Raw genomic sequence first — 15,916 nt, 5'->3', positions numbered from 1 at the left:
CTTACCCTTTGGTTTTTAGCTTTAGTTCAAAGCCAGCTTCGCTAGGAGTTGTCACTTCACTTTTAGAGATCATAGCTTTGCTGTTTGTAAGAAATTTAACCATATCGCTTAGATATTTTTTGTGCTCGCTTCTTGGCACGATGTCATCTATGAGGCCATGCTCAAGCAAAAATTCAGCCCTTTGAAAGCCCTCTGGAAGATCAGCGCCTATGGTTTGTTTGATGACCCTTTGTCCTGCAAAGCCTATTAGTGCGCCAGGTTCAGCGATTATTAGATCTCCAAGCCATGCAAATGATGCACTAACGCCACCCATCGTAGGATCTGTAAGGATAGAAATATATGGGAGCCTTGCTTCATCAAGAAGTTTTAGGGCTGCTGAAGTCTTTGACATCTGCATCAAAGAAAATGTGCTCTCTTGCATTCTAGCGCCGCCAGATGCGCTTACGATGATTAAGGCTTGGCGTTTTTCGATCGCGCGTTTTATCGCTCTTACGATCTTTTCGCCCTCGACTGAAGCTAGTGAGCCGCCCATGAAGCCAAAGTCAAAAACAACTAGCTGGATCTCTTGCCCGTTGCATTTGCCTTCGCCACATATCACTGAGCTTGTGCGTCCTGTTTTTTCTTTATTTTCTGTGATTCTTTTTTTGTATGATTTTTTATCGACAAAATTTAAAGGATCTACTGGTTTTAAATTTGCGTCAAATTCTACAAAGCTACCTTCATCGCAGATCAAATTTATGCGATCATCAGCTTTTAATCTCATGTGGTAGCCGCATTTTGGGCATACATTAAAACAAGCTTCAACTTCTTTGTAATACATCAGTGAGTGACAGTTGTCGCATTTTACCCAGTGTGTAGGTGCTTCTTCTGGACGAGGTTGAGCTTTTCTTATCTTTGAAAAAATGTCTGAGAAATTCATCTTTTTACCCACTTATATTAAAAATTGTGGGATTATATCTAATGTTAGCCTTGCTTTTTCTTATATGATTTAAAGTTTGTTTGTTTGCGGGGGATTTAAGGGGCAAGCTAACCCCTTAAAAGTATCTTGTTAGAAGCGTCTTCCGATAGTAAATTCAAATGTATTTGTATCATCGCCCTCTTTAGGTTTAAGAGCTTTTGCGAAGATTAGTTGAAGTGGTCCGATCGGTGTTATCCACTCGATACCTGTACCAACTGATGATCTTTTTATCTCATTTAGGCTATTTTCGCCGATCATGCCATAGTCGTAAAATACAACGCCACGCATTTTGACACGCTCTATTATAGGGAAGCTCATCTCAACTGAGTTGTTAAATGATGTTTCGCCGCCGTATTCATAGTAGTCGCCATTATATTTTACTTTTGGAGATACGGTTCTGCTCTCGTAACCACGTAAGCTTCTTATACCACCAAGGTAAAGCCTTTCGTTGATAGGAGTATAGCCTCTCTCCCAAATTTTGCCAAAGCTTGCTTTATATCTTAAGATAAGATCGTAGTCTATGTACTCTCTAAGACCTAGATAGTAGTTGAAATTTGTGCGGTTTTTAACAAAATCCATATCGCCGCCAAGTCCTGCTATCTCAAATGATGTGCTAACTATGATACCGCGTCTTGGCAAGTAGTAATCATCAGTGTTATTATATGTTAAAGCCGGAGTTATAGCGCTTTTTATAGCCTTGCCTTCTCTATAAATTTCTTTTCCTGTGTCTTTATTTATATTTCTTAGTTTGTCATCTTTTAGAGTAACTTTACTTTGCTCGATGTTATAAGTAAGTGATGCACTTAAATTTCTGGTTAATTTTCTACCAAGCGTTGTGCTAAAGCCATAGCTTCTCTCTTTATATGTTCTCCAGTCATAGTCGTTTGCATAGAGTGTTCCGCCAAGGCTATACTCTGAGTCAAAAATTCTTGGATTTGTAAGACTTATCTGACCTGAAAGCTCTCTATCACTCTTATCTACGCTTACTTGTCCTTGAAGGCCAGAGCCAAAGATGTTTGTGTCAGAAAGTGCAGCATTTAGTAGCAAGCCATCACTACTTCCGTATCCGATACCGCCACTTATCGAGCCAGTTGAAGCCTCTTTTACTTTTACTTTTAGATCGACTGTGTTTTTATCAACAGGATCCTCTTCTATCTCGACATCATCAAAGTAGCTTGTTCTTTTTAGTGCGTCTTTTGAGTCTTGAAGGTCGGTTCTGCTATATAAATTTCCCTCAGTTAGATATAGCTCACGTCTTACGACACGATCAACTGTTCTATCGTTTCCTGAAATTTGAACGTTTCTTATATATACTTTTTCGCCAGGATCAACTTCGTAGTCGATATCAACTGTTTTATTTTCATCAAATTTATCAGTCTTTGGATAGACTTTGACAAATGCATAACCCTTGTCAGCGACCATATCGTCAAGCTTTTTCATATCTTGGCGAAGTCTTGCTGAATTCATCGTATCACCAGCTTCAAGCCTAAAGTCATCTATGATCTTTTTAGTATCAAGTCCTAGCTCTTCTGGTGCTGTGATGCTTACATTTGAAACCTTATAAGGCTCGCCCTCGTGGATGTAGTATGTAAGATCAGCTGTGTAGTTATCAAATGACGCATTTAGGTAAGGTGACGAAACAGTCGCGTCTAAATAGCCTTTTTGAAAATATTTATCTTGAATTCTTGCTGGGTCATTTTCAAGCTCGAAAAGTTTAACTTTTCCGTCGTTTCTGCCCCAAAGCCAACCCATAAATTCTCTACTTTTGTTTGCAACAACTGGCTCAATATCGTCATAGTCAAACTCTTTTGCACCGACTAAATTTACCTTTTTGATTATCATATTTTCGCCGCGGTTTATATTTAGAGTGATGAAAAGTGAGCTATCATTGTCTGCAACTGGCTGTTTTTCTACATCAACAACTGTGTCAAAGTAACCCTTTGACTCGTAATACTGGCGAATTCTCTCTTTTGTTTTTTCGATAGTTAGCTCATCATACATATTGCCAGGTTTTATGTTGATTAGCGATTCGATCGCAGTTTTGTCGTTTGTCACAACGCCCTTTAGATCGACTCTAGCTACGCTTGGCTTCTCTTTTACTTTTACTAAAAGATTGCCATTACCTGTATCTTCTATGTAGATATCATCAAAATAATTTTGCTTGTATAAATTTGTTATAGCCTTATCGCTAAGCTTTGGCGTTAGCTCTTGACCGACTTTTAGCCCCATTATCTGCGTGGCTACATCAGGAGAAAGGTGGATTAGACCTTTGAAATTTATTGACTGAATTGTTTGTGCATTTAGACCGCTTAAAGCTAGTGCTAGTAAAAATAATTTCTTTTTCATTAAATTTAACCTAGAGTTTTAGTATAAGTGCGTATAATATCATATTTTATTTTGAAAAAATTTAAATTTTATAATTTTAAGGGTTTTTTATGAAAATAGGTATCATCGGACTTGGTCTTATGGGTGGCTCACTTGGTCTTGCGTTAAAAGATGAAAAACTAATCTCATGTGTCAGCGGATATGATAAAGATGAAAATCACAGCAAAAAAGCGCTAGAACTTGGCTTGGTGCATGAAATTTTAAGCATCGATGAGATGAAAAAGAAGTGTGACATCATCTTTTTGGCTGTTCCAGTTGAGGCTATCGTAAGCATTGTGCAAAATTTAACTGACATTAGCGAAGATACGACGATCATCGATTTTGGCTCGACTAAGCAAAAGATCATCGAGGCCGTTCCAGAGAAAATTCGCAAAAATTTCATCCCAGCTCACCCGATGGCAGGTACTGAGTACTCTGGACCTGAGGCTGCATTTAAGTCGCTTTACACAGGGGCTACTGTCATAGTTTGCGACTTTGCTGAGAGTGCAGAAAAACATGTAAAAAGAAGCGTTGAGCTATTTTCTTGCCTTGGTATGAAGATCATTTTCATGAGTGCAAAAGAGCATGATCATCACGTGGGTCTTATCTCGCATTTGCCTCATGCTATTGCATTTTCGCTTGCTAGCGGGATATTAAAAGAAGAGGATAAAAGGCACATCGTTGCACTTGGCGGACCGACATTTAAGGGCATGATACGTGTCGCAAAGAGTTCGCCATTTATGTGGAGTGATATCTTTAAGCAAAATAAAAATAATGTCGTTGCCGCGATAAATATGTTTGAAAAAGAGCTAAATTTGTGCAAAGATCTCATAAAAGATGAACGCTGGGATGAGCTTTTTGATTGGATGAGCGAAGCTAGAGCTGTAAGAGAAATTTTGTAATTAACTAAAAATTTATTGATTAAATGTAAAATTTCGCAAATAAAATTTAAGGTAATAATATATGTATAGACGTGGAATAGGCGGTTTTGGTATTGTTGTAGTTTTACTTGTTTTGATATTAGCTGGTGGCTTTGGATATGCTTTGATGTCGAAAGACTTTGAGCGAAACGAGCCAATTATCGGCGTTGCTGATAAGGTTTATTGGAATCTTCGCTCGCCTATGAATATCAAATTTAAAGATGACAGCGGTATAAAATTTGTGCGCATCAGCATAAATGACGGCAAAAATGACCTAAATTTACTAAATCAAATCATACAAAATCCAAGCACTGAGCTTGATGTAAATTTAACCTTCCCAAAAACTGGCTTTTTTGCTCAAAAAGATACTTATGAGATGAGCATAGAAGCGGTTGATACTAGCAAATGGGGCTTTTTTACAGGCAATAAAGCAAGCAAAAAAGTTGAAGTCGTGCTTGATACCTCTAAGCCTGATCTTTACGTGCTTTCTCAGTCTTACTCTATCTCAAAAGGCGGTAGCGCAGTTGTTGTCTTTAGAGCGACTGACAATCAGCTAAAAGAGGTCTATGTCCAGACAAATTTTGGTAAGAAATTTAAGGCCGTGCCATTTTACAAAGAGGGCTTTTACGCAGCACTCGTTGCTTGGCCAGTGCAGGTTGAAAACTTTAGCGCTGAGGTCATCGCAAGAGACTTTGCGGGCAATGAAAGCAAATCTCACGTGAGATATTTTTATGAAAATGTAAAATACAAAACTTCAACCATTGCTTTAAATGATAGATTTTTAGACGGAAAGATCGTTGATCTAACAGATCAGTATGCCAAAGATCCAAACGCTCTTTCAAGGCTTGAGAAGATGAAATTTGTCAATGAAACACTAAGAAATTCAAACGAAGAGAAGATAACAGCACTTACTTCAAACGTCGATACTGACATCACGAATGGCTTTAATATAATTCCATTTTACCCGCTTAGAAATGGCAAGAAAGTAGCTGATTTTGCCGATCACCGTTTCTATACATATAATAACGAGCAAGTAAGTGAGTCATGGCATATGGGTATAGATTTTGCAAGCGTGGCATCAGCTCCGATAATAGCTAGCAATGCAGGTCGCGTTGTGCTAGCATCTGAGAATGGAATTTATGGTTTAAATATTGTGATCGATCATGGATTTGGACTTTACTCACTTTACGGACACTGCTCAAGTGCGAAGGTAAAAGAGGGCGACATGGTTGCTGCTGGCGATCAAATAGGCACAACTGGGACGAGCGGTCTTGCGCTTGGAGATCACCTTCACTTTGGAATTTTGGTCCAAGGCGAAGAGGTAAGGCCTCAGCAGTGGATGGATAAAAAGTGGATAAAAGACAATGTGACAAGCGTCTTAGATGCCGCAAAGGCAATGATAGATAAGAATTAAATTTGCAAATTTGATTTTTTAGTGCTATCATAAGCGAACAAAAAAATATAAGGAAAATTTTTGAAACAAACTACTATCGCAAGACGCGTTGAGACCGTTGGTATAGGGCTTCATAAGGGTGAGCCGATAAGACTTATACTAGAACCTCTTGATGCAAATTCAGGTATTATTTTGCACCGCGAAGATCTTGGTATTAGTTTTAAAGCTGAGCCTAAAAACGTTATAAATACGCAAATGGCAACCGTCGTTGGCAACGAAAAGGGCTTTATCAGCACGATAGAGCACCTAATGGCAGCTGTAAATGGATACGGCATTGATAATATTAGAATTTCAGTTGATGCAAATGAAATTCCTGTCATGGACGGCAGTGCGATAAGCTTTTGTATGTTGCTTGATGAAGCTGGTATAAGACATCTTGACGCTGGTAAAAAAGTCATCCTTGTCCGCCGCGAGGTCGAGGTGGTTGAGGGGTCAAAATTTGTGCGAACTTCGCCTTCAAGAAATCCAAAATTTGACTATACGATCAAATTTGACCACCCAGTTATCGGCGAGCAAAGATATGTTTTTGAATTTAGCAAGAGCTCATTTGTAAAAAATATCGCTCGTGCTAGAACTTTTGGCTTTTTAAAAGATTTGCAACGCTTGCAAGCTCAAAATTTAGCCCTTGGCGCATCTCTTGATAACGCCGTGGCTATCGATGATACGCATATTTTAAACCCAGAGGGTTTGAGATTTGAAAATGAGTTTGTAAGACATAAAATTTTAGATGCAGTTGGTGATTTGAGCTTGCTTGGAGCACCTTTACTAGGTGACTACACAGCATTTGCGGGCAGCCACGATCTAAACCACAAACTAACACTTGCTTTAATGGCAGATGAGAAAAATTATGAGATCGCAACGCTTAGTGGCGAGCTTTTAAAAGAGTATCAAAAGGTATTTGCATAAAAAATATTGAAATTTTAGTAGTCTCTTTATCGACTCCGCTTTTGGTTGGAGTCTATAAAGATGGCGTAAAATTTGATGAGATCACAACTGACGAGCATGTCAGCGAAGCTCTGATAAAAATCCTAGAAAATTTATCCTCTAAATTTAACATTACAAAGATCATCTACGCAAACACGCCAGGTAGCTTCATGGGGCTAAAGGTGGCCTACGTCATCTTGAAAACTTTTTCTTTGGCAAAGGGCTGTGAATTTTACGCGGTTAGTGGCTTTAGTTTAAATGGTGGCGAAGCGATCAGGGCAAATAAAAATTTAAGCTTTGTCTTGAAAAATGGCGAAATTTTGCTTGAAAAAGTTGAGCCTGTGAGATTTGTGTTGCCTTTAAATTTAGATGAATTAAAACTAAATTCAGATACACTTCCAAATTATATCATCCAAGCTGTTTAGGAGAAAATTTGAATATCTTAATCCCTGCCACAAGTGCAAATTTAGGACCTGGTTTTGACGCTTTAGGACTTAGTTTAAAGCTTTTTAATAGCGTAAAGATCGAACCATCTAAATTTAGCTCTGTCTCGATAAATGGCGAGGGAAGTGATAGCACAAATTTAAAAAGAAACAACATTTTTCTGAGCATTTTTAATGAAATTTTTTTAGAGCTAACCGGCAAAAATGAAAACTTCAGAATAGTTTTTGAAAACAATATCCCATTTTCAAGAGGGCTTGGCAGCAGCTCTGCAGTGATCGTTGGAGCTATAGCTTCAGCTTATGAGATGGCAGGATTTAAGGCCAGTAAAAGCGTTGTTTTAAATAAAGCTATCATTTATGAAACCCATCCAGATAATATCTCGCCAGCAGTTCACGGCGGATTTATTAGTGCGATCGTAAAAAACGGCAATGTTTATGCAAATAAAATAAATTTAAGCTATGACATAAAAGCAGTCGTCGTCATCCCAAATAAGCCTATGAGCACTGCATCATCAAGGCAAATTTTGCCAAAAAACTACACCATGAAAGAGTGTGTAAATAACCTCTCTCACGCTGCATTTTTGACATCTTGTTTTTATGAAAAAAGATATGATCTTTTGAGGATAGCAAGTGAGGATATGATGCACGAAGAGCACAGAATGAGCGCTTTAAAAGAGCTTTTTGAAGTGCGAAAGGTAGCTTATGAAAATGGAGCGCTAATGAGCACACTTTCAGGCTCAGGCTCAAGCTTTTTAAACATCGCTTACAAAGATGATGCTAAAAATTTACAAGATGTTTTAAAGAGTAAATTTAGTGATTTTAGAGTGGAAATTTTTTCATTTGATAACGATGGATACGAAATTACGCAAAGCTAAAAACAAGTTTAAAAAGGTATAATGAATAAAAATAATCCAGTAAGGACATGCGTCGCTTGCAAAGTTAAATTTTCTCAAAACTTGCTAAAAAGATACCGCTTGGTAGGCAAGAATTTAGAGTGCGGCAAAGGAGATGGCCGCAGTTTCTATCTATGTGATGGCTGTTTGCAAAAAGACGACAAAATTTTAAAAAAAATAATTGATAAACAAACTAAAGGTGCCCTCGGACTTGACGCACCGAAGTTAAAGGAGATACTCTTAAATGAGCAATGTTAGGATTTCAGAGATCGCAAATGAGCTTGGCTACCCAAGTAAAGAGATAGTAGAAAAAGCTCAAGAACTAGGCCTAAAGGTCAAAACTCACTCAAATGCTGTGAGCCTTGAAGAGGCTGAAGCAATATATGAATACGTTCAAACTGGCGTAATACCAGATAAATTTAAAAAGAAAAAGAGCGAGCCAAAGGCAAAAAAAGAGTCTAAAAAAGAGGCAGAAAAAGAGCCAGCAAAAAAAGAAGAAAAACCTAAAACTGAGCCTAAAAAGGCAGCTACTAAGGCTGAGCCAAAGCCTGAAAAGGTAAAAGCAGAGCCTAAAAAAGAGGTGCAAATTTCAGAGGAAAAGCCTAAAACTGAGCCTAAAAAAGAAGAGCCTGTAAAGGTCGAGCAAAATCCAGCAGAAGCGCCAAAACCAAAAGAGAGCTTGGCTGATGTGACCCAAAAAAGACGCGGCCTTGTGATAGTTAAAAAGAAAAAAGATTACGAGGCGTCAGCTCCTGTAAAAGAGGAGAAAAAGGCTGAGGCGGCTGTTACTAACATTAGCGATTTTAAGAGTATGTTTTCTGCTAGCGATGAAAATTTGGCTAGAAAAAAGAAAAAAGAGAAAAAAGTAACAGTTGTAAGCAAAAAAGATAGCGCTGAGAAGATGGACTTGCTCGGTGGAAGCGACTTTGGTGACATCGTGCTTGAAGATGAAGATGTGGTGGTGCTACCTGATTTTAGCTTTAAAACCCCAGCTCCAGCTCCGATGCAAAGGACAAAACAGCCAAGTGCGATGAAGACAACCGTCAATAACACGATAAATTCGTTTGGCGAGGGTGGCATACAAAGAAGAGCTAGAAAAAAACACAAAAAGCCTGAAAATAAACAAAATAGCGAAGCTGTAACTTCGATAAATATCCCAAAAGAAATTCGTGTTTATGAATTTGCTGAAAAGCTAAACAAACAGCCAAGCGAGGTCATAGGTAAGCTATTTATGCTTGGCATGATGACAACTAAAAACGACTTTTTGGATGAAGATGCGATAGAAATTTTGGCTGATGAGTTTAATGTCGAGGTAAATATCATCGACGATCAAAAAGAGTTTGACTACGTAGCAGCCTATGAGGAGGAGATAAAAGATGATGAAAATCTCCAGCCAAGAGCGCCAGTCATAACCATCATGGGTCACGTCGATCACGGCAAAACCTCGCTACTTGACTACATAAGAAAGTCTCGCGTAGCAGCAGGCGAGGCTGGCGGCATCACTCAGCACGTGGGCGCTTATATGGTAAATAAAAATGGCAGAAACATCACATTTATTGACACTCCAGGTCACGAGGCATTTACAGCTATGCGTGCAAGGGGCGCTGGTGTAACTGATATAGTTATCATCGTTGTTGCAGCAGATGACGGCGTAAAACCACAGACAAAAGAGGCAGTTAGTCACGCAAAAGCCGCCGGTGTGCCAATAATCATCGCAATAAACAAAATGGATAAAGAGTCAGCAAATCCTGATCTAGTAAAAACTGGTCTTGCTGAGCTTGATATCATGCCAACAGAGTGGGGTGGCAAGTATGAATTTGTGCCGATCTCTGCAAAAACAGGTATGGGCATAGATGATCTACTTGAGATCGTGCTTTTACAAGCTGATCTTTTGGAGCTAAAGGCAAATCCAAAGGCAAACGCAAAAGCTACTGTTATCGAGAGCTCACTTCAAAAAGGCCGTGGTCCAGTAGCTACCATCATCGTTGAAAACGGCACACTTCATGTTGGAGATACTGTCGTAGCAGGCGTTGCATACGGTAAGATAAGAAGCTTGCTTGATGATCATGGCAGGCCATTAAAAGAGATAAAACCAGGCGAATGTGGCGTGATAGTGGGCCTTAGCGAGATAGCAGAGGCTGGCGAGACGCTAATAGGCGTAAAAACTGATAAAGAAGCTCGTGAGTACGCACAGAAAAAGGCTGAATATATCCGCCAAAAAGAGCTTAGCAAGAGTACAAAGGTTAGTATCGATGAGCTTAGCGCTAAGATCGCTGAGGGCGAGCTAAAGACACTTCCAGTTATCATCAAAGCCGACGTTGGCGGCTCGCTTGAAGCGTTAAAAGCAAGTCTAGAAAAACTAGCAAACGACGAGATCAGGGTAAATGTGATCCACTCAGGTGTTGGTGGCATCACGCAAAGCGACGTTGCACTTGCAAGCGCAAGTAATGACTGTATCATCCTTGGCTTTAACATAAGACCAACTGGCGAGATAAAAGAGAAAGCAAAAGAGAGCGGCGTCGAGATAAAAACTTACAATGTTATTTATAACCTAATCGACGACGTGAAGGCGATTTTAGGCGGACTAATGTCGCCGATCATCAGAGAAGAGCAGCTTGGCCAAGCTCAGGTTCGCCAAGTGATCCACGTGCCAAAAGTTGGCACTATCGCTGGATGTATCGTCACTGAGGGCACGATAAACAGAGGGGCAAAAATTCGCCTTATTAGAGAAGGTGTGGTCGTTTATGAGGGCTTAGTTAGCTCACTAAAACGCTTCAAAGATGACGTAAAAGAGGTTGCAAAAGGCTACGAGTGTGGCGTTGGCATCGAAAATTTCAACGACATCAGAGAAAATGACTACATCGAAAGTTTCAAAGAAGTCAAGGAGAAAGCTACTCTATGAACGCTAACGAAATAAAGCGTATGAGAACAGAGAGTGTGCTAAAAGAGCTCATACCAGAGGCTCTAGCTACTCTTGAAGATAGCATTTTAAAGGGACTTTGTGTCACTGATGTCGAGTGCAAAAAGGGCAGATACGACGCCTTTGTCTATCTTGATAAGATGATGTTTGATGAGCGCGAGCAAGAGTATATTTTGGGGCATCTAAAGCGTGTTTGCAGGCATTTGCAAAACCACTGCATGGCGGCTGAGGGCTGGTATAGGTGTCCAAATTTTCACTTTAAATTTGACGATAGATTAGAGTATCAAAACCATATGGATAAGTTGTTTGATAAAATTTCAAAGGATTTAAACAAAAATGGATAATTTAGACAAACTAGTACGCGAATGTGGCGTTGAGCTTTACGACAGCGAGATCGCAAATGAAAATGGTAGGGCTATTTTTAGAGTTTATATCACAAAAGATGGTGGGGTGAGTCTTGATGACTGCGAAAAAGTGAGCCGTCTGCTCTCTCCTATCTTTGACGTGACTCCGCCAGTTAGCGGGGACTATAACCTTGAAGTTAGCTCGCCTGGCCTTGAGAGAAAGCTTAGTAAGCCATCTCATTTTAAAGCGAGCGTTGGTGAGCTTGTAAAAGTTCAAACCGAGGCTGAGAAATTTGCAGGAAGGCTTGTAAAAGCAAACGAAGAGAGCATCGCAGTAGAAAACGAAGAGGGAATTTTTGAGATCAACATCAGTGAGATAAAAAAAGCAAAAACATATTTGGAGTGGTAAAATGCTAAGCGACATCGAGATAACTCACCAAACGAAACTTGAACACATCAGTAAAGTTGCCGCAAGACTAGGCTTAAACGAAGACGAGCTTGAGCTTTACGGTAAATTTAAGGCCAAAATTTCCCCTAGACTTGAGCCATCAAATTCAAAGCTCATCTTAGTCACTGCGACTAATCCAACCCCGTATGGCGAGGGCAAAACGACTATGTCGATCGGCCTAGCTGACGCACTAAATTCACTTGGTAAAAAAGTCTGCCTAGCACTTCGCGAACCATCTCTTGGACCAGTTTTTGGCATAAAGGGTGGAGCAGCAGGTGGTGGCTACTCGCAGCTTGCGCCGATGGAGGATCTAAATTTACACTTCACTGGTGATTTTCACGCGATAACATCGGCAAATAACCTGATTTCAGCGATGATAGATAACAGCCTCTATCAAGAAAACCCACTAAAAATAGAGAAAATTTTATGGAAGCGCTGTATGGACATGAATGACCGCGCGCTTAGATTTATTACCGTGGGTCAGGGCGGCAGAACTGATGGCGTGCCAAGAGAAGATGGCTTTAATATAACCGCCGCAAGCGAGATCATGGCTGTGCTTTGTCTAGCCACAAGTCTTTCTGATCTAAAAGAGCGCGTGGCAAACATCATGGTCGCCTATGATAGCGATAAAAAGCCTATCTACGTGCGTGATCTAGGCTGCCAAGACGCTGTTTGCATACTCTTAAAAGATGCGATCAAGCCAAATTTATTTCAAACACTAGAGCACACACCTACGCTCGTGCATGGTGGCCCATTTGCAAACATCGCACACGGCTGCAACTCAGTCATCGCAACAAAAACAGCTCTAAATTTAGCCGACTACGTCATCACTGAAGCTGGCTTTGGCTCAGAGCTTGGCGCTGAGAAATTTTTAGATATAAAATGCAGGGTTGCTGAGATTAAACCAAGCGCTGTGGTGCTTGTAAGCACGATCAGATCGCTAAAATATAACGGCGAAGCAAACAAAGACGAGATCACAAAACCAGATATGAATGCCCTTAAAAAAGGCATCGAAAACCTTGGTGGGCATATCGAAAATTTAAAAGGTAAATTTGGTCAAAATGTTGTTGTGGCGCTTAATAAATTTGGCTTTGACACTGATGAAGAGATAAATTTCGTAAAAGAGTACTGCCGTGAGCTTGGCGTAGAAGTAGCAGTTTGCGAGAATTTCTTAAAAGGTGGCAAAGGTGCGCTTGAGCTTGCCGAACTAGTTTTAAAAGCGTGCGATAAGCCAAGCAAGATAAATTTCACCTACGAGATGAGTGACGATACGAAAACTAAAATCGAAAAGGTCGCTAAGGAAATTTATGGAGCTGGCGAGGTGGTCTTTGAAGAGGCTGCTCTTAAAAAGCTTGAGATGATAAAAGAGCTAAATTTGAGCCATTTACCAGTTTGTATCGCAAAAACTCAGTACTCATTTAGTGACGATGCGAAGCTTTTGGGTAGAGCAAAGGGCTTTACATTTAGTGTAAAAGACCTTGACATTAGAACGGGAGCTGGCTTTATCGTCGCGGTTTGCGGTAAGATCATGCTAATGCCAGGACTTCCAAAAGTGCCAGCTGCGGTCAATATGAAGATAGACGCAGACGGCAAGATCGACGGCTTGTCGTAAATTTATGAAAACACACTGGCAAAGGCTGGTGTGTTTTTTTAAAGAGGCATGGATGAACGACGAATTTTACATGGATCTTGCTTTAAGCGAGGCTTGGAAATTTCAGATCCTGACCTATCCAAATCCAGCTGTTGGGTGCCTTGTCCTTGATGAAAATGGGCAAATTTTATCTTGCAAGGCTCATGAAAAGGCTGGATATTTACACGCTGAACCGACAGCGATACTCTTTGCGCTTTTCAAAAAAAGTGAAAAATTTAAAGATGATTTTATAAAAGCGTATAACGCTAAATTTAGCTCTAATATAAAAGAGGGCGAATTTGGCCTTTTAGAGCCAAAATTTACCTATGAATTTATATTAAATAACCACTCAAATTTACTAAAAAATGCAAAAGCTTACGTCACACTTGAGCCTTGCTCGCATCACGGTAAAACGCCACCTTGTGCAAATTTGCTAAAAGAGCTTGGCTTTAGCGAGGTGATAATTGGTAGCTACGATGAAAATAAAATAGCAAGTGGCGGCGCTAATTTACTTAAAAGCACTGGAGTGAATGTTAAATTTGGCGTTTTAAAAGAGCGCTGCGATAAGCTTCTTGAGCCATTTTTGGCATACCAAAATGGTGGATTTAGCTTTTTAAAAATAGCCCTTAGTAAAAACGGCGTGACAAGTGTGGGCATCATCACAAATGAGCTTAGCCGCACGCATGTGCATAAACTTAGAAGCGTCATAGATACGTTGGTGATCGGTGGCAACACAGTGCGGACAGACCGACCAAGGCTCGATACCAGACTTATAAAAAACGGCAAAAACCCAGACGTCATAATCTACTCAAGAAGTGATAAATTTGATGAAACATTGCCACTTTTTAGCGTGCCAGATCGCAAAGTCAGCATTCAAAAAGAGCTTGATCTAAAAGGTCTTTGCATGTTTGAAGGAGCTGGCGAGTTTTTAAAACTTGCAAAAGAGGACAAGCTAGCAAATGTAAAATGGCTACTTATCTATCAAAGCTCAAATTTCAAAATTGGTGAAAATTTGAGCCTTGATCTAAATTTAAAACCACTTTTTAGTGGGAATTTTGGGGACGATAGTTACACTTGGTATGAAATTTTGGATTAAATATCTAGTCCAAAATAGTGTTTTACCAAAAAGCCGATGCCAAAAGAAATAATCGCAACACCAAAAGTTATCACGCACATCTCAATCACTCTTGGTAAAAATTTAAGCTCCTTTGCCACGCTTATATAAAAGTTGTAAGTGATGATGGCAACTAACGCAAAGAAAAACATCGACAAGACGGCGTAAAGACCGCTTGTAAAGATGAAAAATGGAAGTATCAAAAATGCCGTTGTTATGATGTACGAACCGCCTGTGTAGAGCGAGTAGGTAAGCGGTTTTATCTCGTCGCTTGGATTCTCTTTTGACTCGAGATATGCTGAGCCAGCCATAGAGAGTGCAGCTGCCACGCCCATGATAAGGCCTGTTGCGCCAACTGATTTTGTATTTGAAAATGCAAGCGCGATGCCGCTAAGTGTGCCTGTTAGCTCAACTAAAGCATCATTCATGCCAAGCACGATACCACCAGCATTTACGAGCTTTGTGTCTTTTAGCATGGATATTAGACTATTTTCGTGGTTCATCTCCTCTTCGTAAATATCACGAGCTTCAGGATATTCATCTACGATGTCAAGATAAAATTTCTCAGCATTTTCTTCGCGTGACTCCATAAATTTTAGGGTAAAAGATGTGCCAAAAATTTTAACAAGTATCGTATAGAAGATGACTTTAAATAAATTTGCGCTTCTACTCTCACCAGTTATCTTTTGGCAAAAAGCATAGTGGCGTCTCTCTTCGGTGATTAATTTTCGAAGTATTTTTTTGTTCTCTTCGACTTTTTCGCTAGCTTCAAGAAGAGAGTATATAGCAGCATCATCTGCTTCATTTTGTAATTGTTTTAAAGCACGTTTTTTATCTAACATAAAATTTTCCTTTTTTATAGCTTAGAAATTTAAGATTTTGATTTAGAAAGAGAGATAAGATGGTGCGATCAGCGAGACTCGAACTCGCACACCTAGCGGCACTACCCCCTCAAGATAGCGTGTCTACCAATTCCACCATGATCGCAGAAAAAACAAAAGCCCCAAAAGAGGGGCTAAATTTAAGCTTTACGCTTAGCCAAGCATTGGGTTTGCGTAAAGAACGATAAGTGTAATAACAAGTGCGTAGATAACTTGTGCTTCGATCATCGCAAGAGCGATAAACATTGTAGTCATAAGTTTGCTACCTACACCTGGGTTTCTAGCTGTTCCGCTGATAGTTGCAGCAGCTGTGTTACCCATACCTATAGCACCGCCAAGAGCTGCAAGGCCAAGGCCGATACCGCCAGCGATAACTGAATATGATCTGATCATCTCGCCGTCAGCGCCAAATGCGAATGCAGCAAGACCAAGAATTAAAAACACGATCTTTTTCATCGTTGCTCCTTTAAAATTTTAAAGCTCTTTCGGATCTGTCCCCTACTTAAACTTTATGAGCCGTAATATTACAAAAACAAAACTTTGTTTCAAATAAAAACACTAAAATTTTAAATTGCCTATAAAAAATTCTTGGCTTAGAAAAATGAAAGTTTTTTTATGCTATCT

At 39.8% G+C, this 15,916-nt stretch carries 15 protein-coding genes and 1 tRNA gene; 11 read left to right on the top strand and 5 right to left on the bottom strand.

All coding sequences use genetic code 11. From position 1 onward, the window contains the following. Position 1: 1 nt before the first annotated feature. Positions 2-919, bottom strand: a complete 918-nt coding sequence (gene accD / locus CYP05_RS01150; RefSeq protein WP_103641747.1) for an acetyl-CoA carboxylase, carboxyltransferase subunit beta — start codon at positions 917-919, stop codon at positions 2-4. Between the two features lie 129 nt (positions 920-1,048). After that, positions 1,049-3,304, bottom strand: a complete 2,256-nt coding sequence (bamA, locus tag CYP05_RS01145; protein ID WP_103641746.1) for an outer membrane protein assembly factor BamA — start codon at positions 3,302-3,304, stop codon at positions 1,049-1,051. Positions 3,305-3,393: 89 nt separating this feature from the next. On the opposite strand from bamA, the gene CYP05_RS01140 reads away from it, so the two are divergent. The 11 genes from CYP05_RS01140 (at position 3,394) to ribD (ending at position 14,393) form a co-directional block, all read left to right on the top strand. Further along, positions 3,394-4,224, top strand: a complete 831-nt coding sequence (locus CYP05_RS01140) for a prephenate dehydrogenase (protein ID WP_009294324.1) — start codon at positions 3,394-3,396, stop codon at positions 4,222-4,224. 61 nt (positions 4,225-4,285) lie between these two features. After that, on the top strand, positions 4,286-5,656 hold the full coding sequence (locus CYP05_RS01135; protein WP_004317224.1) for a M23 family metallopeptidase: 1,371 nt from the start codon (positions 4,286-4,288) through the stop codon (positions 5,654-5,656). Positions 5,657-5,716: 60 nt separating this feature from the next. After that, entirely contained in the window at positions 5,717-6,601 is an 885-nt protein-coding gene (lpxC, locus tag CYP05_RS01130; RefSeq protein WP_004317248.1) for a UDP-3-O-acyl-N-acetylglucosamine deacetylase, read from the top strand. Positions 6,602-6,642: 41 nt separating this feature from the next. Further along, positions 6,643-7,044, top strand: a complete 402-nt coding sequence (locus tag CYP05_RS01125) for a glycoprotease (protein WP_103641745.1) — start codon at positions 6,643-6,645, stop codon at positions 7,042-7,044. 8 nt (positions 7,045-7,052) lie between these two features. After that, on the top strand, positions 7,053-7,937 hold the full coding sequence (gene thrB / locus CYP05_RS01120) for a homoserine kinase (RefSeq protein ID WP_103641744.1): 885 nt from the start codon (positions 7,053-7,055) through the stop codon (positions 7,935-7,937). 21 nt (positions 7,938-7,958) lie between these two features. After that, a complete protein-coding gene (locus CYP05_RS01115; protein WP_004317260.1) occupies positions 7,959-8,213 on the top strand; it encodes a hypothetical protein in 255 nt (84 codons plus the stop codon). Beyond that, entirely contained in the window at positions 8,200-10,857 is a 2,658-nt protein-coding gene (gene infB, locus CYP05_RS01110) for a translation initiation factor IF-2 (RefSeq protein ID WP_103641743.1), read from the top strand. Before CYP05_RS01115 ends, infB begins: the two co-directional genes overlap by 14 nt. After that, positions 10,854-11,219, top strand: coding sequence for a 30S ribosome-binding factor RbfA (rbfA, locus tag CYP05_RS01105; protein WP_004317240.1), 366 nt, complete (start codon positions 10,854-10,856; stop codon positions 11,217-11,219). The genes infB and rbfA overlap by 4 nt, the downstream gene beginning before the upstream one ends. Further along, on the top strand, positions 11,212-11,628 hold the full coding sequence (rimP, locus tag CYP05_RS01100; protein WP_087581120.1) for a ribosome maturation factor RimP: 417 nt from the start codon (positions 11,212-11,214) through the stop codon (positions 11,626-11,628). Before rbfA ends, rimP begins: the two co-directional genes overlap by 8 nt. Before the next feature lies 1 nt (position 11,629). Then, positions 11,630-13,279 (top strand): formate--tetrahydrofolate ligase, encoded by a 1,650-nt coding sequence (locus tag CYP05_RS01095; protein ID WP_103641742.1) that lies wholly within the window; start codon positions 11,630-11,632, stop codon positions 13,277-13,279. A 52-nt stretch (positions 13,280-13,331) separates the two neighbouring features. Further along, the gene (gene ribD, locus CYP05_RS01090; RefSeq protein WP_103641741.1) at positions 13,332-14,393 is read left to right on the top strand and encodes a bifunctional diaminohydroxyphosphoribosylaminopyrimidine deaminase/5-amino-6-(5-phosphoribosylamino)uracil reductase RibD; all 1,062 of its coding nucleotides are present in this window, start codon (positions 13,332-13,334) and stop codon (positions 14,391-14,393) included. Here the strand turns inward: ribD and CYP05_RS01085 are convergent. The 3 genes from CYP05_RS01085 to CYP05_RS01075 all read right to left on the bottom strand — a co-directional run bounded on the left by CYP05_RS01085 (position 14,390) and on the right by CYP05_RS01075 (position 15,748). Beyond that, positions 14,390-15,253, bottom strand: coding sequence for a VIT1/CCC1 transporter family protein (locus tag CYP05_RS01085; RefSeq protein WP_021093109.1), 864 nt, complete (start codon positions 15,251-15,253; stop codon positions 14,390-14,392). The two genes, ribD and CYP05_RS01085, sit on opposite strands and share 4 nt — an antisense overlap. Before the next feature lie 60 nt (positions 15,254-15,313). Next, positions 15,314-15,398: transfer RNA gene (locus tag CYP05_RS01080), tRNA-Leu, on the bottom strand. A 47-nt stretch (positions 15,399-15,445) separates the two neighbouring features. Continuing rightward, on the bottom strand, positions 15,446-15,748 hold the full coding sequence (locus CYP05_RS01075; RefSeq protein ID WP_004317263.1) for a F0F1 ATP synthase subunit C: 303 nt from the start codon (positions 15,746-15,748) through the stop codon (positions 15,446-15,448). Between the last annotated feature and the right edge of the window lie 168 nt (positions 15,749-15,916).

It is taken from the genome of Campylobacter concisus (genome assembly GCF_002913545.1).
GTDB lineage: Bacteria > Campylobacterota > Campylobacteria > Campylobacterales > Campylobacteraceae > Campylobacter_A > Campylobacter_A concisus_AV.
The sequence above is the reverse complement of the archived record's forward strand: the minus strand, read 5'-3'. Positions and strand labels throughout refer to the sequence as shown.

Coding starts and splice junctions, on each gene's coding strand:
- rimP (WP_087581120.1), top strand. CDS start 11,212: ATGGATAATTTAGACAAACTAGTACGCGAATGTGGCGTTGAGCTTTAC.
- CYP05_RS01135 (WP_004317224.1), top strand. CDS start 4,286: ATGTATAGACGTGGAATAGGCGGTTTTGGTATTGTTGTAGTTTTACTT.
- accD (WP_103641747.1), bottom strand. CDS start 919: ATGAATTTCTCAGACATTTTTTCAAAGATAAGAAAAGCTCAACCTCGT.
- ribD (WP_103641741.1), top strand. CDS start 13,332: ATGAACGACGAATTTTACATGGATCTTGCTTTAAGCGAGGCTTGGAAA.
- CYP05_RS01115 (WP_004317260.1), top strand. CDS start 7,959: ATGAATAAAAATAATCCAGTAAGGACATGCGTCGCTTGCAAAGTTAAA.
- CYP05_RS01075 (WP_004317263.1), bottom strand. CDS start 15,748: ATGAAAAAGATCGTGTTTTTAATTCTTGGTCTTGCTGCATTCGCATTT.
- infB (WP_103641743.1), top strand. CDS start 8,200: ATGAGCAATGTTAGGATTTCAGAGATCGCAAATGAGCTTGGCTACCCA.
- bamA (WP_103641746.1), bottom strand. CDS start 3,304: ATGAAAAAGAAATTATTTTTACTAGCACTAGCTTTAAGCGGTCTAAAT.
- rbfA (WP_004317240.1), top strand. CDS start 10,854: ATGAACGCTAACGAAATAAAGCGTATGAGAACAGAGAGTGTGCTAAAA.
- CYP05_RS01140 (WP_009294324.1), top strand. CDS start 3,394: ATGAAAATAGGTATCATCGGACTTGGTCTTATGGGTGGCTCACTTGGT.
- CYP05_RS01095 (WP_103641742.1), top strand. CDS start 11,630: ATGCTAAGCGACATCGAGATAACTCACCAAACGAAACTTGAACACATC.
- CYP05_RS01085 (WP_021093109.1), bottom strand. CDS start 15,253: ATGTTAGATAAAAAACGTGCTTTAAAACAATTACAAAATGAAGCAGAT.